We start from the raw sequence: 20,191 nt of genomic DNA, 5'->3' as shown, positions 1-20,191 counted from the left end.
CGGCCGAACGCCCCCTCCCCGGCCGGCCCCGCCGAACGGAGCTTCCCGGACTCTTCTCCACCGAGGCGGGGACGACCGATGTCACGAACGCCTATTTGCGCGAGTCGCTCAGCACCGTGAAGGTGATGCCAGCCCGCTGAAGGCGGCCGATCAGCGCGTCGCCCATCGCCACGGCGGTGGTCAGCTGACCGGAGACCTCCGGGAGGTCGTCCGTCGCCAGGCAGAGCGCCGACTCGCCGAGCATCTTGGCGGTCTCGCCGTAGCCGGGGTCGCCGCCCGCGACCTCGGTGACGACGCGCGCCCCGCCGCCCAGGCCGAGGAAGGTGACCTTGAACCAGCTCCTGGCCCGCTGCTCGGCGCCGGGCCCCTCACCGGGTGCGAAGCGGCGCAGCAGCAGGGAACGCGCCGGTGGGATCTGGGCGAGCAGCGCGAGGGCACCCGCTCCGGCGGCGAGGCCGAGCGCGACGGGCAGTCGCCTGACCGCGAGGTGGTGACGGTAGATGAAGTCGGGGCCGTAGCGGTCCAGCGCGCGGGCCGAGCGAGCGACGATCTGCGGGTCGAGCGTGGGCAGCGGCAGGGCCCAGCCCCCGACGTGGCGGACCGAGCCGGGCACGCCGCGCGCCTTCCTGGTCGCGGAGGCCGTGGCGGGTCCGGAGACGGTTTCGAGTTCGCGCCGGACGTTCGCGGCCTCGGCCGTCTGCCGGAAGCGGGAGATCGCCGTCACGAGGGAGTGCGCGGTGCCGCCGGAGGCGGCGCCGGAGGCCCGGACGAAGCCGCTGACCTCCAGCGGCACCCCCTCGGGCAGCTGCCTGACCGTGAAGTAGGCGCCGAGGTCGTGCGGGACGGAGTCGAACCCGCAGGCGTGCACGAGCTTGGCCCCGGTCCTCGCGGCCCGCTCGTGGTGACGGATGAACATGCGGTCGACGAACTCGGGCTCGCCGGTGATGTCGGCGTAGTGGGTGCCCGCGTCGGCGCAGGCCGCCACCAGCGGCTCGCCGTAGAAGACGTAGGGGCCCACGGTGGTCGCGACGACCCTGGCCTGCCGGGCGATCTCCACCAGGGAGGCCGGGTCGGTCGCGTCGGCGTGGAGCAGCGGCAGCTCGGGCAGGCCGATCCGGTCCCTGACCGCTTCGAGCTTGGCCCGGTTGCGCCCGGCCAGCGCCCAGCGAAGGGCGGGACCGGCGTTGCGCGCGAGGTACTCCGCGGTGAGCGCCCCGGTGAACCCGGTGGCGCCGAACAGCACGATGTCGTACGGGCGGTCGTCAGGCATGCACCGAGATTCCTCCCCGCGGAGACCACGCGCAAGACGGGCTCGCCAGATGTGGCCGTGATCACCCCTGGAGGTGTGCGGCGACGCGGGGTAGCACGTTCTCGCCGAACCAGTACGCCTCCTCCAGGTGGGGGTAGCCGGACAGGACGAACTCCTCGATGCCGAGCGAGGCGTACTCCTCGATCCGCTCGGTGACCTGGGAGTGGCTGCCGACCAGCGCGGTGCCGGCACCACCCCGCACGAGGCCGACCCCGGCCCATAGGTTCGGATGGATCTCCAGGTCGCGGGCGGTGCCCCCGGTGAAGCCCTCGTGCAGCTCCAGCATGCGCCGCTGGCCGACCGACTCGCTACGGCCGAGCAGCTTTCTGGCCGAGACGATGTCGGCCGGGTCGATGGCGGCCAGCAATCGCTCGGCCTCCGCCCAGGCGTCGCGCTCGCTGTCGCGGGTGATCACGTGCAGCCGGATGCCGAAGCGGAGCTTACGGCCCCGCTCCTCCGCCAGCTTCCGGATCCACTCGATCTTCTCCGCCACCTGCCCGGGGGGCTCGCCCCAGGTGAGGTAGACGTCCACGTGCCTGGCCGCGACCGGTCCTGCGGCCCGCGAGGAGCCGCCGAAGTAGATCTCCGGGACGGGGTCGGGCGTCTCGGCGACCGTCGCGCCCTCGACGCGGTAGTGACCGCCGTCGAAGTCGTAGGGAGTACCGCTCCAGGCGCCGCGCACGACCGACAGGAACTCGTCGGTGCGCGCGTAGCGCTCGTCCTTGGACAGGTGGTCGCCGAACCTGGCCTGCTCGGCGCTCTCCCCGCCGGTCACCACGTTGAGCAGCAGCCTGCCGCGCGAGAGCCGCTGGTAGGTGGCGGCCATCTGCGCGGCCAGCGTCGGTGACATGAAGCCCGGCCGGAAGGCGACGAGGAACTTCAGCCGCTCGGTCTCGCGGGTCAGCGCGGCGGTGACCAGCCAGGCGTCCTCGCACCAGGTGCCGGTCGGGGTCAGGACCGCCTCGAAGCCGAGTTGCTCGGCGGAGCGGGCGACCTGCGCCAGGTACTCGATGTCCGGCGGGCGGAACGTGGCCGCCTCGGAGCGGCCGTGCCCCCTGCCGAGGCCGTGGCCGCCCCCGGTGAGGACCCGGCTGTCACCGGCGGTGGGCAGGAACCAGTGGAACTTCATCGGCTGCCTCCAGGCGTGGGTCCCCCGGGCACGGACCTCGGGGCGGGCGTCACGAGGGGTCGTCCAGGGTGGCGTCGAACCGGGTGTCGACGAAGTCCGCGAACGTGACGGGGGCGGGGATGAGCTTGGCCTCGCTGAAGGCGTCGGCGACGAGCTGCTCGCGGTCGACGACGTCACCGGCGAGCCTGAGGTCCTTGTACGAGCTGCGCTTGATCGCCGCGCCGACGACGGCCTGGTCCAGCCCGGTGAGCTCGGAGAAGACCTTGGACCATTCGCCCGGGTTCTCGTTGGCCCAATCATGTGCCCTGCGGACGCGCGCCACCCAGTCGCCCAGCGCGGCGGTGCGGGCCGGGTCGGCGAGGGCCTCCTTCCCGGCTATCTGGAACTCGAAGCCGTTGGCGTAGCCCTCGCCGTCGACCAGGATGCGCGCCTTGGTCTGCGACTCGGCCTGGGCGGTGTAGGGATCCCAGATGGCCCAGGCGTCGATCCTGCCGGAGGAGAGCGCGGCCAGGGCGTCCGGCGGCTGGAGGTACTGGGGCTGGATGTCGGCGAAGCTCAATCCCTCCTTCTTCAGCACGGCCAGCAGGTGGAAGTTGGCGGAGCTGCCCTTGGCCACCGCGACGCGCTTGCCGCGCAGGTCCGCCGGGGACCTGACGGGCGAGTCGGCGGGGACGACGACCGCCTGGCCGCCGAGGCCCTTCTCGGCGACCGCGACGACGGAGATCTTCGCCCCGGCGGCGGCCGCGAAGACCGGCGGCGCGTTGCCGACCGCGCCGAAGTCCACCGAACCGGCGTTGATGGCCTCCAGGATCGGCGGCCCCGAGGTGAACTGTGACCAGGTGACCTTGTACTTGACGTCGTCGAGCTGGCCGGCCGCGGTCAGCAGCGCCTGCAGGCCCGTGCCCTTTTGGTCGCCGACGCGGAGCGTCACCTGGGACAGGTCGACCGAGCCGTCGGCGCGGACGCCCTGTTCCTCCCCGGCTCCGCAGGCGGTGGTGAGGAGCAGAAGCAGAGCCACGGCGATACGACGTTTCATGCGGTTTCCTCCGGGGTGACGCCCAGCCTGTCGAGCAGGATGGAACGCAGTGCGATGAGCTCGGGGTGGTCGCGGTGGCGGGGGCGGGGCAGCTCGATCCCGGACTCGTGGGCGATGGCGCCCCCGTCGAGCACCAGGACACGGTCGGCCAGCAGCACGGCCTCGTCCACATCGTGGGTGACGAGCAGGATGCCGGGGCGGTGCCGGGCCCACAGGTCGAGCACGAGCCGGTGGATGGTGATGCGGGTCAGCGCGTCCAGGGCACTGAACGGCTCGTCGAGCAGGAGCAGGCCGGGCTCACGGACCAGCGCCCTGGCCAGGGAGGCCCGCTGGGCCTCGCCGCCGGACAGGGTGAGCGGCCAGGCGTCGCGCAGGGCGCCGAGACCGACCTCCTCCAGCGCGGCCAGCGCGGCGGCGCGCGGGTCGGGGGCGCGCAGCCCGAGTGCGACGTTGGCCAGGACCCGCTTCCACGGTACGAGCCGGGGCTCCTGGAAGGCCACGGCGGTGGTGCCGCCGACCTCGACCTCGCCCTCGGCGCCGGGGTCGAGTCCCGCGAGCACCCGCAGGAGCGTGGACTTGCCCGAGCCGCTCCGGCCGAGCAGGGCGACGAACTCGCCACGGCCGATCTCCAGGTCGACCCCGTCGAGAACCCGGCGTTCCCCGAAGGCCCGGGTGAGTCCCCTGACCGCGGCCACCGGAGCCGCCGCACGGAGCGGGATCACCGCGCGCGGCGGGGTCAACGTGACAGGAAGCTCTGTCGCCATGACAGGGCCCTCCTCTCCAGCAGGCGCACCAGCGCGTCGGTCAGCAGCCCGAGGATCGCGTAGACGATCAGACCGACGACGATCACGTCGGTGCGCAGGAACTCCCGGGCGTCGTTGATCATGTGTCCCAGGCCGGCGTCCGCGTTGATCTGCTCGGCCACGATCAGTGCCAGCCAGGCCACGCCCAGGCTCTGCCGCAGGCCGACGAGGGTCTGGGCCAGCGCGCCCGGCAGGACGATGTGGGTGACGGTCTCCGTGCGGCTCAGCCGCAGTACCCGGGCCACCTCGGCGAGCCTGCCGTCGACGCCGCGGATTCCGGAGAAGGTGTTGAGGTAGAGCGGGAAGGCCACGCCGAGGGCGACCAGCGCCACCTTGGGCGTCTCGCCGATCCCGAACCAGAGGATGAAGAGCGGGATCAGGCCGAACAGCGGGAGCGCCCGCAGCATCTGCAGCGGCGGGTCGACGGCGTTCTCGCCGATGCGGCTGAGCCCCGCCACGAGGGCCAGGCCGATCCCGGCGACCGCGCCGAGAGTGAAGCCGATCGCCGCCCGCTGGAGCGAGACGGCGATCGCCTCGGGCAGGACACCCTCTTCGACGAGCCCGGCGGCGGTGGTGAGGACCTTGACGGGCGAGGCGAGGAGTTGTTCCGGGAGGAGTCCGACGGCGCCGGCGACCTGCCAGACGACGACGATGACCAGGGGACTGACAAGGCGCTGCCAGACGGCGGCGGAGGGCAGGGGCACACGTGACCGCGTTCGCGCGGCCCGCTGTGGCACCCCCACGTCGACGACGGGAGCGGGCACGGAAGACCTCACTGGGGCTGGGGGCGGGTTCCCGCTCATCGTCGGCCAAATAACCCACAAAGTCAATCGGTAATACCGGTTATCCTCGACATCACTCGACAAAGCCCGAGTTGGTAGGTTCTCCTGGCAAAAGAAACCGGCAAACACACGCAAGGAGCTGGCACGGTGGAGGTCGAGCAGACGGCACTGCCAGGTATAGGGCTGCGGCACGAGTTCACGACGCGCTCAGGCAGGCGAATAGGAATCGTCTCTCACCGCACGGGCCGTCGCGACCTGGTGCTATACGACCCGGATGATCCCGACCGCGCATGCGAGACCATAAAACTGAACGACGAGGAGGCCGACGCGCTCGCCGAACTGCTCGGCGCCCCGCGCATCGTGCAGCGCCTCAACGCCCTGCACAGCGAGGTCGAGGGACTCGTCAGCCTGCAGCTGCCGATCACGCCCGGCTCGCCGTACGCCGGCCGGCCGATGGGTGACGCGCGCGTCCGCACCCGTACCGGCGCCTCCATCGTGGCCGTGGTTCGTGAGGGCCAGGTGTTCGCCAGCCCCGCCCCCGATTTCGGGTTGCTCGGAAACGACGTGGTGGTCGTGGTGGGCAGCCCGGAGAGCACATCCGCCGTCTCTGACATCCTGTCCGGCGGGTAGGAAACCTGGTGCATACGGCAATTCTTTTCCTTGAGCTCGGTGCTGTCCTTCTCGGGCTCGGCATCCTCGGCGCGCTCGCCCTCAAAGTCGGCATCTCGCCCATTCCCCTGTACCTCATCGCCGGACTGGCCTTCGGCACCGGCGGCATCCTGCCCCTGGCCACCAGCGAGGAGTTCACCTCCGTAGGCGCCGAACTCGGCGTCATCCTGCTGCTGCTCACCCTCGGCCTGGAGTACAACGCCTCCGAGCTGGTGACCAGCCTGAAGGGCAACGCCCGCGCGGGCGTGGTCGACCTGGTGCTCAACGCCGCACCGGGCGCGATCACCGCACTGCTGCTGGGCTGGGGTCCGGTGGCCGCCATCGCCATGGCCGGCGTCACCTACGCCACCTCCTCCGGGATCACCGCCAAGGTCCTGTCCGACCTGGGGTGGATCGGTAACCGCGAGACACCGGTGGTGCTGTCGCTGCTGGTCTTCGAGGACCTGACGATGGCCGTCTACCTGCCGATCCTCACCGCGGTGCTGGCCGGGCTGAGCTTCGCCAGCGGTGCGATCGCCGTGGCGATCGCGTTGGGCACGGTCAGCGTTGTACTGCTGGTCGCGCTCCGCTACGGCAGGTTCATCGAGGCGTTCGTCTCCAGCCCCAACTCCGAGGTGCTGCTGCTGAAGGTGATCGGGCTCGCGCTACTGGTCGCCGGAGTGGCCCAGCAGCTCCAGGTCTCGGCCGCGGTCGGCGCCTTCCTGGTCGGCATCGCCCTCTCCGGCGAGCTGGCCGAGGACGCGCAGGAACTGCTCACCCCGATCCGCGACCTGTTCGCCGCGGTGTTCTTCGTCTTCTTCGGCCTTCAGACCGATCCGACCAAGATACTCCCGGTCGCCGGACTGGCGGTGCTCCTCGCCGTGATCAGCATGATCACGAAACTGCTCACCGGTGCCTACGCCGCCCGTCGGGCGGGCATCGCCAGAGCCGGACAGGCCCGGGCCGGAATCGCGCTCATCCCCCGGGGCGAGTTCAACATCGTGATCGCCGGTCTCGCGGTGGCCGCCGGAGTCCACCCCGACCTGGGGCCGCTGGCCGCCGCCTACGTCCTCATCCTCGCCGCGTTCGGCCCGCTGGCCGCCCGGGTGATGCAGCCCTTCATCACCGCCATCGCCAAACGCGCCTGACGCGCCCGACCTGACCCGACCTGATACGTGGGCCCGGCCGCGACGACGGACGCGGCCGGGCCCACGTACCCGGCAGCCCGCCCCCACCTGTTCCGGGGCACGGACGGCGAGTGGCCGTCGCCTGGGGTGTCCCCTCTCAGGCGACGGGCCTCGACCACTCCTCGGCGAGCAGCTCGTAGGAGCGGACCCGGTCGGCGTGGTCGTGGGTGATGGTGGTGACGAGCAGCTCGTGGGCGCCGGTGACGTCGCGCAGGACGCGCAACCGCTCGGCGACATCGAGAGCGCGGCGAACTCGGCCCCGCGCCGGCCCGACCTGCCCAGGCCGAGGTCGATCCGGCCCGGGTGAAGCGCGTCGATCGGAGACGCCGGGCGCGGACCCCTGGCTTCAGCGGCGCCTCCCGTCCCGCGCGCCCTCGTGCCGGGGGAACGGTCTGCTGGGGATCTCCGCGCGCAGCACCGGGGCGATGTCGCTCTGGAAGAGTTCCAGTGCCGTCCGGTGCTGCTTGTCGGTGAGGCCGTCCGCGTCCGCGTGCAGGTGCATGACCTCGTGCCCGAGCCGCTGGTGGTAGCGGTGCACCTTGTCGATGATCTGCTGCGGGCTGCCGACCAGGATCGAGCTGCGCTCGATCGCGTCCTCCAGGGTGTGGAAGACCGGGTCCACCCCGACCTTCCTGAACAGCTCCAGTCTGGCATTGAAGATCGGCCGATAGGTCTCGATCGCGTCCTGGGAGTTCCTGGCCGCGTAGTACCCGGCGGTGCCCGCGCCCACCAGGGCGTCGGCGGGGTCGTGGCCGTGGAACTCCCAGCGTTCCCGGTAGTAACGGATCAGCTCGGCGTACGGCTCGACCGGGTTGCTGACGTTGGCGGAGAACAGCGGGTCTCCGTACTGGGCGGCGAGGTCCACCGACTCCTTGCTGGTGGCGCTGCCGTGCCAGACGCGGATGGGCCGCTGCAGCGGGCGCGGCCAGGTCTCGGCGTCGGTCAGGGACGGCCTGAACCTACCGGACCAGGTCACCCTGTCCTCCCGCCACAGGCGGCGGAAGAGCTCGTAGCCCTCCCGGTTGCGCTCCCACTGGTCCTCGCCGGTCACCTGGAAGAGCTGGGCCTGCGCGGCTCCGTTGCCCTTGCCGATGATGAGCTCCAGGCGGCCGTCGGAGAGGTGGTCGAGGGTGGCGTAGTCCTCGTAGGCCCGTACCGGATCCAGCAGGCTCAGCGTGGTGACCGCGGTGAACAGTTTGATCGCCGACGTCTTCGCCGCGATGTGGCTGAGCACGACCGGCGGGGAGGAGGAGATGAACGGGCGCTCGTGCCGCTCCCCGACGCCGAAGCCGTCAAACCCGAGTTCCTCGGCCAGCACGGCGTTCTCGACCACCTCGCGCAGGCGCGCGTTGGTCGACTTGAGCTCCCCGGTGACGGGGTTGGGGCCGTGGACGATGAGGGTGATGGCGAGGAATTTCAACGGTGCCCCTCCAGCCCCAGGTGGCCGCGTAGCGTGGTGGTCTCGTACTCGGCGCGGAGGACTCCGCGCTCCTGCAGCAGTGGGACGACCTTGTCGACGAAGTCGTCCAGGCCCCCGGGGGTGAGGTGCGGCACCAGGATGAAACCGTCGGAGGCGTCGCCCTGCACGAACTCGTTGATCTCCTCGGCGACGCGCGAGGGCGAGCCGATGAAGGACTGCCGGCCGGTCACCTCGATGATCAGGTCGCGGATGCCGAGCCGTTTGGACTCCGCCAGGGCCCGCCACTCCGCCGCGGTTTTGAGCGGGTCCCTGGACATCCTGGTCCGGCCCTTGATGATCGAGTCTTCCGAGACGTCCGGGTCGATCTCGGGAAGCGGGCCCTCGGGGTCGTAGGCCGACAGGTCCCGGTTCCACAGCTGTTCGAGCAGCAGGATCGCGGTCTGCGGGCTGACCTGCTGGCGGCGGATGTGGTCGGCGTTCTCCTGGGCCTCGGCGTCGGTGTCACCGAGCGCGAACGTGACACCGGGGAGGATCTTCAGCGAGTCGGGGGACCTGCCGTGCGCGGCCAGCCTCGACTTGATGTCGCGGTAGAAGGCCCGCCCCTCTTCGAGCCTGCTGTGCCGGGAGAAGACGGCGTCGGCGGTGGCCGCCGCGAAGGCCCTGCCGCCCTCGGAGTCTCCGGCCTGGATGGTCAGCGGGCGGCCCTGCGGGCTGCGCGGCACGGTGAAGTGGCCGCCGATGTCGAAGTGGGTGCCCCGGTGGGCGAACCTTCCCGCCTCCCGCCTGGCGAACGTGGCCGTCGCCGGGTCCGCGACGAGGTCGTCGGCGGCCCAGGAGTCCCAGAGCTCGCGGACCGTCCGAACGAACTCCTCGGCCCGCTCGTAGCGTTGCGCGTGCTCCAGGAAGCCGCCCCTGCGGAAGTTCTCCCCGGTGAACGCGTCGGAGGAGGTGACGACGTTCCACCCGGCCCGGCCACCGGACAGGTGGTCGAGGGTGGCGAGTTTGCGGGCGAGCTCGTACGGCTCGTTGAAGGTGGCGTTGATGGTCCCGGCCAGGCCCAGGTGGTCGGTGACCGCGGCCAGCCCGGAGAGCACGGTGAGCGAGTCGGGACGGCCGAGCACGTCGAGGTCGTGGATCCTGCCGCGCTGCTCGCGCAGCCGCTGCCCGTCGGCCAGGAAGAAGAAGTCGAACCTGCCGCGCTCGGCGGTCCGCGCCAGGTGGGCGAAGGAGGCGAAGTCGATCTGGCTGCCCGAGGCCGGATCGCTCCAGACCGTGTGGTTGTTCACGCCCGGGAAGTGGGCGGCGAGGATGACCTGCTTCATCGTCGGCTCCCTGCGTAGCGGCTGGCGGGTCGGGGCAGGTGGAGGTGGCCGCGGAGCGTGCCGGCCTGGTACGCGTGGCGGAAGGCGCCGCGGCCGCGCAGCTCGGGCACCAGGCCGCGGGTGATCGCGGTCAGGTCGGTCGGCAGCACGGCGGGCCGGAGCCGGAACCCTTGCAGCCCGGCCGCGCGCCATTCCAGGAGCAGGTCGGCGAGCTCTCCCGGGGTACCCGTGAAGATCGCGGCGTCGGAGGTGTAGGTGGCGCCGTCGATCTCGTCGAGCCGTGCCTTGCGTTCGCGGGCGCCCTGGGCGTCGTCGTCGAGGAGGACGACCAGGTCCGCGAATATCCTCAGCTCCTCCGCGGCCGGATCGCGCACCTGCCCGGAGATCTCCCGTACCTCGCGTACGACGGCCCGCGCCTGCTCACTGTCGTGTGGCGTGACGTAGACGACGTCGGCGCCGCGCGCGGCGAACTCGTACGGGAGCCGGGAGTGGGCCAGCGCGGTGACCAGCGGCTGCCCCTGGGGCGGCCTCGGCACGATGGAGGGCCCCTTGACCGTGAAGCCCGCCCCCTCGAAGTCGACGTAGTGGAGCCGGTCCCGGTCGACGAACCGGCCGGTGGCCACGTCGCGGATGACCGCGTCGTCCTCCCAGCTGTCCCAGAGGCGCCGCACGGCCTCGACGGCGTCGGCGGCGTCGGCGAACAGCTCCCGCACGACGCCCGCCTTGTCGAGGTCGGCGAGGTTCTCGGGGCGGAGCTCGGGAACCTCCCGGCGGCCGAAGTGGGCCGCCTCGGCGCGGCGTCCGGAGATCTGGGCGCGCCACCCGGCCCGCCCGGTGCTGACGTAGTCGAGGGTGGCGATGGAGCTCGCGACGTGGAAGGGCTCGGTGTGCGTGGTGGTCACCGTGGGCACCAGCCCGATCCGGCTGGTCAGGGGGGCGATCCTGGAGGCCACCAGGACGGCGTCGAGCCGGCCGCGTACCTGGTCGGCACGGCCGTCGTGGCCGTCCGGAAGAGTGGTCTGCAGGGCGAGGGAGTCCTCGATGGTGACGAAGTCGAGCAGGCCGTGCTCGGCTTCGGCCACCAGTCCGGCCCAGTAGGCGGCGGTGAACAGGGCTTTCGGGGAGGCGGCGGGATCACGCCAGGCCGCGGGGTGCCATCCGGCGCCGTCGAGAGCGACGGCGAGATGCAGGGGAACTGCCGACATATAGCGACAGTAACACTAAAACCCGTAATCTCTACATGTTTAGTTGGTTATATCGCCGGAGATCGACCGGCGGATCCCGAGGCACGCTTCCGGGAGCCGCGGCCCGGAGTGGATCTCCGGGAGCGGGTTCCGAGGAGTCTCCATGGCGCGGACCTTCGCGGAACGCCCCCTTCCAGAGCTCGTCTTCCTGTCGCCGACGCCGGGATCTGGTAGGCATTTGTCTTGTGACGCGTTTGCTGACGGTCCTCGCGACCGCCCTCCCCCTCCTGGCGGCCACCACTCCGGCCTCGGCCACCGCCCCCGGCAAGCCACACGTCCCGGCCGAGGTGACCGCCGGTTACGTGGTCTTCGACCGGCAGAGCGCGAAGGTGACCGAGTACCGCAACGCGCACCGGAGGTTCCGGTCGGCGTCGGTGGTGAAGATCCTCATCGCGATCGACCGTCTGGAGTCGCACAGCGGCGCCTCCAAGGAGGACCTGGCGCTGCTCAAGGTCATGCTGCGGGTCAGCGACGACGCCGCCGCGACCTCCTTCTGGAGCAGGGGCGGCCAGGGAAGGATCATCCAGCGGATGGCGCGCAAGCTACAACTCACCGACACCGCTCCCCCACCGGCCGACAAACCGGGATTCTGGGGCTACACCTCGCTCAGCGCGATGGATGTCGTCAAGACCTACCGCTACCTGCTCGACCGGGCCGACCCCAAGGTCAGCGGTCTGATCCTGGGCCACCTGCGCAAGGCCGGGCAGTGCGGCTCCGACGGCTTCGACCAGTACTTCGGCATCCCCCGTGGGGTGCGCGGGCCGTGGGCGGTCAAGCAGGGCTGGTCGGGATACGGCTCCACGCCCCCGGTCCGCTGCCGCCCGGCGACCTCTCCCGCCGCCCGCACCGCCTCCGCCGCCCTCACCTCCGCCTCTCCGGCTCCGGCGGCCCTGGGCGCCACCGCACCGAGCGGGGGCACCGCGGCGCCATCCGCCGGAGCCGGCCCCGTACCCGACCTGGGCCGTCCCGTACTGCACAGCACCGGCCTCGTCGGCCCCGGGGAGCGCTGGATCATGGTCCTGCTGACCGCCCACCCGGCCGGGGCCACCTGGCAGCGCTCCACCGGCCAGACGACGAGGCTGGCCCGGGAGGTCCATCTCAGCGGGACCTCCTGACCACCGGCTCTCCGAAGTGGGCGGCCACGACCCGCTTGGGCGCGACCATCCGCCAGGCGTCCTCGACCAGCTCGCGCAGCTCGGTCGCGTCGATCGCCGCGAGCCGGACCCGCACCCAGTTGTAGCGCTCGTCGGAGGGCCGGGGCATGTGGAACGTCTCCGGCGCGGACGCGATCAGCGCGGCCCGCTCCTCCTTGGGGAAGGCGAATCCCATCGAGGTCTCGTCGGGCGAGATCGCGACGTAGACGATCCGGCCCACCCGGAACGTCACCCGGTCCCTGACGACCCTCTCCTCGGTCCTGGGCAACGCCGTGGCGACGCGGCGCACGTCGTCGGCCGTGATCATCGTGACGACTCGTCGAGGGAGACGATGACCCGGCGCAGGGTCCGCCGCAGGTCGAGTGCCTCCGAGGGCGCGAGCCCGGCGGCCTGCTTCACCGCGCCTCCTCGACGACGAAGGTCCCATCCACCCCCGCACGCTAGCGCGTCCCCGCCCGGAGCGCGAAGGGGACCAGGAGCGCCGTCAGCATAAGCTGACGATGTTCGCGAGGTTCACCCCCGAGGCCCGGCGGACCACGGTCCGGGCCGGGCTGCCGGCACTCGACCACGGCCGCACCGCGCTCGGCGAGGACATGCTCCTGCCCGCCCCGGACGCCCCGGACAGCCCCGGGTCACGGCTCAGGTTCCGTGCGGCGGGGCCGTGGAGCGGCGGACGATCAGCTCGATGGGACCGTCGAGAACCTCCTCGACGCTCTCCTCCGGCTTGAGGCTGCCGAGCAGGGCCACCCCTCTCCTGCCAAGCTCCGCCAGAGGCATCCGGACCGTGGTGAGCGGCGGTGCCAGGTAGCTGGCGAGGTCCAGGTCGTGCACGGCGACCATGGAGATCTGGCGGGGGATCTCCAGACCCGCCGCCCGTACGGCTTCCATGGCGCCGATGGCGGAGGCGACGTTGGCCACGAAGACCGCGGTGGGAGGGTCGGGGGCGGCGAGCAGTTCGGCCATCGCCGCGGCACCGCCGGCGGGAGTGTAGTCGGCGGCGACGACCTGCCCCTCCGGCAGGCCCGCGGCACTCATCGCCATGGAGTATCCCGCCCGGCGCCGCAGCGCCGTGTCGGCGCCGTCGGGCCCGGCGAGATGGGCGACACGACGATGGCCGAGCCCCACCAGATGCTCGACCGCGAGCCTGGCCGCCCGCTCGTCGTCCAGGACCACGTAGCGCTTGACCGAAGGGCTCCTGCGGTTGAGCATGATCCATGGCACGGTCGCCCGATCCAGCTGCTCGATCAGGCCGGACTCGCCCTCGGCGCCCGCCAGCAGCAGGCCGTCGATCCTGCCCTGCCCGAGCAGGTCCATGTAGCCGCCGAGCCCCGCCCCCGCGGCGCTGCCGGTGACGAGCACGTAGCTCAGCGCCGCCGCGGCGGCCTCGGCCCCCTTGATGATCTCCGCGTAGACGGGGTTGGCGAAGTCGGGGATGAACAGGCCGAACATGTGGGCGCGGGCCGTGCGCAGACTCCGGGCCGCCACGTTCGGCCGGTATCCCAGCGCGGCGACCGCGGCGAGGACGCGCTCCCTGGTCTCCGGCCGGATGTTGAGCGACGGGTCGTTGTTCACGACCCGCGAGACCACCGCACGGTCGACCCTCGCCTCGGCCGCGACGTGGGCCAGGGTCACCCGGACGGGTTTCCCCCCGCCCCCCACGCCGGGTTTCACGCCGCCGTCCGTCCCGGACCTCACCGTGCCTCCCCCACCGGCTCCGGCCCGGCCCGCAGGCGCCTGCTCTCCCCGGTCTCCATGGAGCGGTAGAGGGCGTCCAGCAGGGCGAGGGTGCCGAGGTTGTCGGCACCGGCCGTCTCCGGCTCACCACCTTCCGCGATCGCGGCGAGCAGCGACCCCATGGGCCCGGCGACCGCGTCCGGCAGCCAGCGGGTGGTCACCGGGTACGGCAGCCAGCCGTCGGTCGGTACCGTGCGGCTGTTGACCAGCAGTGTGTCGGGACGGCCGTGCGGGTAGTCGTAGAGGAGCCCGAGGGTTCCCTTGATCGCCCCCTCGGTGCCGTCGATTCGGAACGCGGCCTCGTGGTCGCCGGTCCGGTTCTCGTGCGTCACGTGGACCAGGGCCCGCACGTCGCCGGGGTAGACCAGGGTGCTCATAGTGCGAGTCTCCCCCTTGGGGAGCTGACCCGCCGTACGGCTGCCGGTGCAGAACACGGTCACCGGGTCGCCGAGGATGGAGCGGATGGCGTCCAGGTAGTGGATCGAGTGATAGACGATCTCCAGGCGGTCCGTGGAGACGAGCCACTCCCAGCCGCTCCAGTCGGTGGCTATGTTCACGGTGAACGTCATCGTGGTCGGTTCACCGACCCATCCGGCCCTGACCATGGCCCGCGCGGCGGCGATTCCCTCGTCAAAGCGGAGTTGCTGGTTGACCGCGATCTTCAACCCGCGCGCGGCGGCCAGGTCGACGAGTTGCCTTCCGGTGGCGACGTCGGGAGCGAAGGGCTTCTGGCAGAGCACGTGCCTGCCGCTCTCCAGAACCGCCCGCGCGATGCCGGGCTGCGCCTCGGGTGCGACGGCGATGTCCACCACGGCGATCCGCTCGTCGGAGAGCAACTCCCGCAGGGAGCCGTACACCGTCGTGACGCCATGCCGGGCGGCCACCTCATGGGCCCGTTCCCCGTCGAGGTCGTACAGGCCTGCCACCTCCAGGCCGGCGGCGCGGTAGGCGGGCAGGTGGGCGACGTCGACGATGGCGCCCGCCCCGACGACCGCGATCGGGAGCCGGTGTCCCGCCGGGATGGTCAGGTCGGCGGCGGCCGCGATCGGGGTGAGCAGGTCCAGCACGGTCAGGCCTCGATCCGGTAGAAGCGCGCGGCCGTACCTCCGAGTACGGCCGCGCGGTCGTTCTCGCCAAGGCCCGCGAGCAGCACGCCCGTCTCCCGCCACACCTTGGCGTAGTCTCCGGCGAGGACGGCCACCGGCCAGTCACTGCCGAACATCAGCCGGTCGGGGCCGAACACCTCGATCGCGTGGTCGACGTAGGGGCGGAGGTCCTCGGCGGTCCAGGTCTCGGCGTCGGCGGCGGTGTTGAGACCGGACACCTTGGCGTACACGTCGGGATGCTCGGCGGCTCGGGCGATCAGCGACGCCCACGGCTCCCAGCCCTTCTCCCTGATCGGCGGCTTGGCCAGGTGGTCGATGACCAGCCGCAGCCCGGGGACACGCTCGGCGAGGACCGGCACGTGCTCCAGGTGCCTGGGCAGCACCGCGACCACGTCGAACGGCAGCCCCGCCGCCGCGAGGAGGCCCAGCCCCTCGACCACCGAGTCCTGGATCACCCAGTCGGGGTCGGGATCGTCGTGGATGAGATGCCTGACGCCGGCGAACCTCGGGTGCCGCCCATAGCGCTCCAGCGCCTCGGCGGCCTCGTCCGGCCGGTTCAGCGGAACCCAGCCCACCACCGCGGCGATGAAGTCGTGGGCGTCCGCCTGCGCCAGCATCGCGTCGGTGTCGGCGTAGGTGTCGGCGGCCTGGACCAGCACGGTCCGCTCCACACCTGCGGCGGCGAGCTGCCCGAGGAGCTCTTCGGGGGCGAAGGTGCGGTGGATCGGCCCCGCCTCCGGCGTCAACCAGGAGTAGGAACCCGTCTCCAGGTTCCAGAAGTGCTGGTGGGCATCGATGACGGCCATCCACCGCTCCTTTTCGATCAATCGTTTGAGTTTGCACAAACTAGGACGCTCCACCGGGGGTGTCAACGCCGCTGGATCCGGGGAGTTCGTCAGCGTGGCGGCGGCTGCACGAACTCCAGAGTGATCTCGTCCGGGTCGAGGAAGTAGCAGGCGAAGCCGCCCGCGTTGACCCCGGCGGTGATCTCGTTGGGCGGCGAGACGAAACGCACCCCCGCCGCCGACAGCCGCGCGTACTCGGCACGGGCGTCGGTGACGGCGAGCGCCAGGTGGGCGGCACCCGGCAGGTGCCTGGCCGGGTCCCTGCCCTCGCCGCGCGGGCGGACATACTCGACGAGTTCCAGGTCGTGGGTGGAGACCCCGCGCGGCTGACCGGGTACGGCCAGTTGCGCGATGCGCAGCACGGCGTCGGGGTAGCCGACGAGGCTGCGGGTGTAGTCGTTGTCCTGGTCCTGCCGGTGCACGAGCGTGAAGCCGAGCAGATCACGGTAGAAGGCCACGGACCTGTCAAGGTCGGCGACGGTGAAGGAGAAGTGCCAGACTCCCCTCATCGCAGCGCCCCCTGTCTTTCGGGTTCGCTGGGTTTCGGAGTGGTCTCCACCGGTTTCGCCTGTGACTCCCGCACCCGGCGAACCTGGCGCTGCCGCCCGGCGATGGTGTAGATGGCCGCGGCCACGATGACCACGGTGCCGACGATCAGGCCCTGGTAGTTGGCCCCCAGATTGAGCACGTTGAACCCGTTGTCCAGAGTGAACAGGATCAGCGCGCCGACGACGGACTTCAGCACGCTGCCGAGGCCGCCGAACAGCGAGGTGCCGCCGAGGATCGCGGCGGCGAGCACGGTGAGCTCGGTGCCCTGCAGGCCTGTCGGGTTGATGGCCAGCAACTTGGCGGCGAACAGCACACCGACGAAACCGGAGCCGAGACCGTTGAGCACGAATGCGCCGATCTTGTAACGGTCGACGTTGATACCGGACAGGCGGGCGGCCTCGGCATTGCTGCCGACGGCGTACAGGCGGCGGCCGATCACGGTGTAGCGCAGCACGGCCCAGGTGATCGTGACGATCACGAGGAGGTAGTACGTGGGCTTGCTCAGCCGCAACTCGAAGCCGAGGATCGGGCTGAGCGCGATCAGGGCGGCACCGGCCGCCACCGCGACGCCACCGCGCAGCGGGCTGCCGCCGGACCTGCGTGCGAGCAGGGCCAGCACCGCCCCGACGACCAGGACCACCGCTCCGGCGACGGCCAGGACGTGCGGGACCGTCCAGTATCCGGCCTGTAGCGCGATCAGCGCCCGCTGCGCGTCGGGGTCCTCGGCGGTGATCGTGCGGCCGTCGGTGAGGATGAGCACCAGGCCGCGTACGGCCGTCATGGTGCCCAGCGTCACGATGAAGGCGTTGATACCGACTCGCTGGACGATCAGCCCGTTGACCGCACCGCAGAGGAGTCCCGCGCCCAGTGCGATCGCCATCGCCATCGGCAGCCCGAGCGTGCTGACCAGGCTGAGCACCGTCGCGGCCGAGAAGGCGGAGACCGAGGCGACGGAGAGGTCGAAGTTCCCGCTGATCAGGACCACCGTGGTGAACACGGCGAGGATGGCCACCAGCGACGACTGGTCCAGGATGTTGACGATGTTGGTCGGTGACAGGTAACTCGGCCGGCCCAGCTGGGCCGAGAGCAGCGTCAGCACGGCGACGATGAGCACGAAGGCGTAGACCACCCCGGCGTTGCCGGGCCGCAGCGCGGCGGTCAGCCGCGAGCGCCGCGCGGGCAGGGCCGCGGGGGTGCGGGGCGAGGTCTCAGGCGGCACCCTGCGCACCTCCCTCACCGAATCCGTTGGCCAGCATCAGCAGTTCCTCCTCGGATGTCTCGTGTGCCGGTCGTTCGGCGACGATCCGGCCCTCGCGGACGACGAACACGCGGGTCGCCACCGCGAGGATCTCCTCGAACTCGCTGCTCACCATGAGCACGGCGCCGCCCCGGGCGGCGAATCCGCGGACGAGTTCGAGGATGTCGGCCTTGGCCCCGACGTCGACTCCGGCGGTGGGCTCGTCGAGCATGAGGATCCGGGTCCCACCGTGCAGCCACTTGCCGAAGACGACCTTCTGCGCGTTACCGCCGGACAGCTCGGTGACCATGGCCTCGGGTCCTGGGCAGACGATGCCAAGGTCCTCGATGACCCGGGCGGCACGCTCTGTCTCCGCGCCCTCCCCCGGGATCACCCGGCCCAGGGCCAGGGACGGCAGGTCGGGCAGTGAGATGTTCTTCCAGATCGGGAAGGTACCGATCAGGCCCTGGGCGTTACGGTCCTCGGGGACCAGCGCCATACCGGCGGCGACGGCCGCGCGCGGGCCTCGCCGCACCTTCTCGCCGGCGACCCGCACCTCGCCGCGGGCGTGGGGGTCGGCGCCGTAGGCGGCGTGCAGGATCTCCGAGCGCCCGGAGCCGAGCAGGCCCGCGAAGCCGACGACCTCTCCCGGACGTACCTCGAAGGAGACGTCGCGTACGCCCGCCGGGGCGTTCAGCTCCCGCACGGCCAGCAACGCCGGTCCGGAGATCTCGGCGGGCGGGGCCGTGCGACGCTCCACGGCGAGCAGGTCCCGGCCGACGATCGCCTGGACCAGCCGGTCCTCGTCGTAGGCGTCCGTCTCCCCCTCCTCGACGACGGTCCCGTCCCGCAGGACGGTGACCCGGTCGGTGAGCGAGAGCACCTCGTCGAGGAAGTGCGAGACGTACAGGAACGCGGTGCCCTGGGCGCTGAGTCTCCTGACCACCTCGAAGACGACCTGCCGCTCACCCTCGGCGAGCGAGGCGGTCGGCTCGTCCATGACGACGAGCTCGGCGCCGATGGCGAGCGCCTGGAGGATCGCCACCATCTGCCGCTCCCCGATGGCCAGGTCCATCACCTCGGCGTCGGGGTCGATCAGGTAGTTGACGCGCTCCAGCAGCCCGGCGAACTCCGCGCGGCGGGCGCGCGGCAGCCGCCACGGCCCGGGAGCGCCGAGGAAGACGTTCTCCAGCACGGTGAGCGACGGGGCGAGCGGTACGTGCTGCATGATCGTCGCGACGCCCGCCTTCCTGGCGGATCCGGGATCACGCCAGACGACCTCCTCGCCCTTCCAGCGCACGGTTCCCGTCGTCGGCGCGTGTACCCCGGCGATGACCTTGATCATCGTTGACTTACCCGCGCCGTTGGCACCCACCAGACCGTGCACGCTTCCCGGCAGGACGTTCAACCTCGCCCCCCGCAGTGCGACGGTGCCGTTGGGGAACGACTTGCCGACGCCCTCCAGGGAGAGCAGCGGGGCGGTCACCACTGCGGGGTGCAGTCGGCGACGTTGTCCTTCGTGATCGACGGGGTGTCGTAGGTCACGAAGGCGGCGTCCTGCCTCTGCTCACCGGTCAGGTGCTTGTAGAGGGTGGTCAGGGCGAGCCTGCCGAGGTCCTCGGGTTTGAAGCAGACCGTGCCCACCACGTCGCCCGCGTTGATCGCGTCGATTCCGAGCTTGCTGCCCCCGATGCCGATGACCTTGGCCTCGGAGCCCGCGGCCTTGACCGCCTTGGCACAGCCCACCGACATGTCGTCGGACTGGGCGTAGAAGAGCTGGACGCCGGGGTTGGACGCCAGCATGTTCTGGCACGCCGACTGGGCCTTGTCCTGCACCCAGTCTCCGGGCTGCCTGGCGACGACCTCGAACTTCGCCCCCTTCGCCTCGGAGGCCGCGGGGAAGTCCTGCCAGCGGTTGACGACCTCGGCGAAGCCCGCCGCGCCCTCGACGATGGCGATCTTGCCTCCGCCGGGTACGATCTGGGCGGCGATCTCCCCGGCCTTGCCGCCGGCCGCGTACTCGTCCTGGGTGACCAGGGCGACCAGCCCGGGGTAGACGTCCTTGAGCTTGCGGGTCTTGGGGTCGCCGACCTGGGAGGCCACCGCGACCGTGGGGATGTTCGCTGCCTTCAGCCGGTCGGCGAGGCCCTGCGCGACACCGGAGTCGACCGGCAGCATCAGTACGCCGTCGGGCTGCTGGGCCATCAGGTCCTGGATGTCGTTGCTCTGCTTGTCGGCCTTGCCCTGCGCGTCCAGTTCGACGATCGTGACGCCGAGCTTGGCCGCCTCCTCCTTGATGCCCTTGCCGATCGCGGCGGGGAAGGGAAAGCTCAGTCCGAGATTGGAGACGCCGATCGTGTACTGCTTCTTCCCGCTCTCCGGCGCGGCCTCATCCGTGCCCGAGGAGCCGCCGCAGGCGGTCGCACCGACCGCGAGGGCGGCCACCACGAGGAATGCCTTCTTCATTGTTTCTCCTGCTGATAAGAGGTCAAACGTTTGACTTGACGACGGCGCCCCATCGGCTCCGGCGAGGGGACTGCCGGGTTCACCCGGCAGGGGAATCGCTTCCCTGGCCGGGTTCCCGGGTTCGAAACGGGCCGGGCTCGTCCGTCGCCCACCTCGGCCGAGGGAGGCGAGCAGCCGCTCCCTTCGGGGAACGGAGGAGTCACGGACCGGTTCGTCATCG

Annotated in this window: 20 protein-coding genes; 3 read left to right on the top strand and 17 right to left on the bottom strand. The window is 71.3% G+C overall.

Annotated elements, in window-relative coordinates:
* Positions 1-91: 91 nt before the first annotated feature.
* The 5 genes from AB0J58_RS33430 to AB0J58_RS33410 all read right to left on the bottom strand — a co-directional run bounded on the left by AB0J58_RS33430 (position 92) and on the right by AB0J58_RS33410 (position 5,041).
* Positions 92-1,270 (bottom strand): saccharopine dehydrogenase NADP-binding domain-containing protein, encoded by a 1,179-nt coding sequence (locus AB0J58_RS33430; RefSeq protein WP_364223480.1) that lies wholly within the window; start codon positions 1,268-1,270, stop codon positions 92-94.
* 61 nt (positions 1,271-1,331) lie between these two features.
* Entirely contained in the window at positions 1,332-2,438 is a 1,107-nt protein-coding gene (locus AB0J58_RS33425) for an LLM class flavin-dependent oxidoreductase (protein WP_364223478.1), read from the bottom strand.
* A 49-nt stretch (positions 2,439-2,487) separates the two neighbouring features.
* Positions 2,488-3,474, bottom strand: a complete 987-nt coding sequence (locus tag AB0J58_RS33420) for an ABC transporter substrate-binding protein (protein WP_364223476.1) — start codon at positions 3,472-3,474, stop codon at positions 2,488-2,490.
* Positions 3,471-4,238, bottom strand: coding sequence for an ABC transporter ATP-binding protein (locus AB0J58_RS33415; RefSeq protein ID WP_364223474.1), 768 nt, complete (start codon positions 4,236-4,238; stop codon positions 3,471-3,473). The genes AB0J58_RS33420 and AB0J58_RS33415 overlap by 4 nt, the downstream gene beginning before the upstream one ends.
* Positions 4,211-5,041, bottom strand: coding sequence for an ABC transporter permease (locus AB0J58_RS33410; protein WP_364223472.1), 831 nt, complete (start codon positions 5,039-5,041; stop codon positions 4,211-4,213). Before AB0J58_RS33410 ends, AB0J58_RS33415 begins: the two co-directional genes overlap by 28 nt.
* A gap of 165 nt (positions 5,042-5,206) precedes the next feature.
* Here AB0J58_RS33410 and AB0J58_RS33405 point away from each other — a divergent pair, with 165 nt between their 5' ends.
* Together AB0J58_RS33405 and AB0J58_RS33400 are read left to right on the top strand one after the other, a co-directional pair.
* Positions 5,207-5,689: a cation:proton antiporter regulatory subunit gene (locus tag AB0J58_RS33405; protein WP_326639330.1), complete on the top strand. Its 483-nt coding sequence runs from the start codon at positions 5,207-5,209 to the stop codon at positions 5,687-5,689.
* Positions 5,690-5,697: 8 nt separating this feature from the next.
* The gene (locus tag AB0J58_RS33400; protein WP_364223470.1) at positions 5,698-6,855 is read left to right on the top strand and encodes a cation:proton antiporter; all 1,158 of its coding nucleotides are present in this window, start codon (positions 5,698-5,700) and stop codon (positions 6,853-6,855) included.
* A 136-nt stretch (positions 6,856-6,991) separates the two neighbouring features.
* On the opposite strand, the gene AB0J58_RS33395 is transcribed toward AB0J58_RS33400, so the two are convergent.
* The 4 genes from AB0J58_RS33395 to AB0J58_RS33380 all read right to left on the bottom strand — a co-directional run bounded on the left by AB0J58_RS33395 (position 6,992) and on the right by AB0J58_RS33380 (position 10,841).
* Positions 6,992-7,117 carry a hypothetical protein gene (locus tag AB0J58_RS33395; protein WP_364223468.1) on the bottom strand — a complete coding sequence of 42 codons (126 nt, stop codon included), beginning with the start codon at positions 7,115-7,117 and terminating at the stop codon, positions 6,992-6,994.
* 123 nt (positions 7,118-7,240) lie between these two features.
* A complete protein-coding gene (locus AB0J58_RS33390; protein WP_364223466.1) occupies positions 7,241-8,314 on the bottom strand; it encodes an LLM class flavin-dependent oxidoreductase in 1,074 nt (357 codons plus the stop codon).
* On the bottom strand, positions 8,311-9,636 hold the full coding sequence (locus AB0J58_RS33385) for an NtaA/DmoA family FMN-dependent monooxygenase (RefSeq protein WP_364223464.1): 1,326 nt from the start codon (positions 9,634-9,636) through the stop codon (positions 8,311-8,313). Before AB0J58_RS33385 ends, AB0J58_RS33390 begins: the two co-directional genes overlap by 4 nt.
* Complete coding sequence (locus tag AB0J58_RS33380) at positions 9,633-10,841, bottom strand: LLM class flavin-dependent oxidoreductase (protein ID WP_364223462.1); 1,209 nt, start codon at positions 10,839-10,841, stop codon at positions 9,633-9,635. Before AB0J58_RS33380 ends, AB0J58_RS33385 begins: the two co-directional genes overlap by 4 nt.
* 224 nt (positions 10,842-11,065) lie before the next feature.
* Between AB0J58_RS33380 and AB0J58_RS33375 the strand changes: the two genes are divergently transcribed.
* Entirely contained in the window at positions 11,066-11,995 is a 930-nt protein-coding gene (locus tag AB0J58_RS33375) for a hypothetical protein (RefSeq protein ID WP_364223460.1), read from the top strand.
* Here the strand turns inward: AB0J58_RS33375 and AB0J58_RS33370 are convergent.
* The 8 genes from AB0J58_RS33370 to AB0J58_RS33335 form a co-directional block, all read right to left on the bottom strand.
* The gene (locus AB0J58_RS33370) at positions 11,979-12,341 is read right to left on the bottom strand and encodes an MmcQ/YjbR family DNA-binding protein (protein ID WP_364223458.1); all 363 of its coding nucleotides are present in this window, start codon (positions 12,339-12,341) and stop codon (positions 11,979-11,981) included. The genes AB0J58_RS33375 and AB0J58_RS33370 overlap by 17 nt on opposite strands.
* 332 nt (positions 12,342-12,673) lie before the next feature.
* The gene (locus AB0J58_RS33365) at positions 12,674-13,729 is read right to left on the bottom strand and encodes a LacI family DNA-binding transcriptional regulator (RefSeq protein WP_364223456.1); all 1,056 of its coding nucleotides are present in this window, start codon (positions 13,727-13,729) and stop codon (positions 12,674-12,676) included.
* A complete protein-coding gene (locus AB0J58_RS33360; protein ID WP_364223454.1) occupies positions 13,726-14,835 on the bottom strand; it encodes a Gfo/Idh/MocA family oxidoreductase in 1,110 nt (369 codons plus the stop codon). Before AB0J58_RS33360 ends, AB0J58_RS33365 begins: the two co-directional genes overlap by 4 nt.
* 2 nt (positions 14,836-14,837) lie before the next feature.
* Positions 14,838-15,680, bottom strand: coding sequence for an amidohydrolase family protein (locus tag AB0J58_RS33355; RefSeq protein ID WP_364223452.1), 843 nt, complete (start codon positions 15,678-15,680; stop codon positions 14,838-14,840).
* 89 nt (positions 15,681-15,769) lie between these two features.
* Positions 15,770-16,228, bottom strand: coding sequence for a VOC family protein (locus AB0J58_RS33350; protein ID WP_343961008.1), 459 nt, complete (start codon positions 16,226-16,228; stop codon positions 15,770-15,772).
* Entirely contained in the window at positions 16,225-17,487 is a 1,263-nt protein-coding gene (locus tag AB0J58_RS33345) for an ABC transporter permease (protein WP_364223450.1), read from the bottom strand. Before AB0J58_RS33345 ends, AB0J58_RS33350 begins: the two co-directional genes overlap by 4 nt.
* Positions 17,477-18,991, bottom strand: coding sequence for a sugar ABC transporter ATP-binding protein (locus tag AB0J58_RS33340; RefSeq protein WP_343961004.1), 1,515 nt, complete (start codon positions 18,989-18,991; stop codon positions 17,477-17,479). Before AB0J58_RS33340 ends, AB0J58_RS33345 begins: the two co-directional genes overlap by 11 nt.
* Positions 18,988-19,971, bottom strand: coding sequence for a sugar ABC transporter substrate-binding protein (locus AB0J58_RS33335; RefSeq protein ID WP_343961002.1), 984 nt, complete (start codon positions 19,969-19,971; stop codon positions 18,988-18,990). The genes AB0J58_RS33340 and AB0J58_RS33335 overlap by 4 nt, the downstream gene beginning before the upstream one ends.
* Positions 19,972-20,191: the final 220 nt, after the last annotated feature.

It is taken from the genome of Streptosporangium sp. NPDC049644 (assembly GCF_040675205.1).
Taxonomy (GTDB): Bacteria; Actinomycetota; Actinomycetes; order Streptosporangiales; family Streptosporangiaceae; genus Streptosporangium; species Streptosporangium fukuiense.
This window is presented reverse-complemented; position numbering and strand designations above follow the sequence as displayed.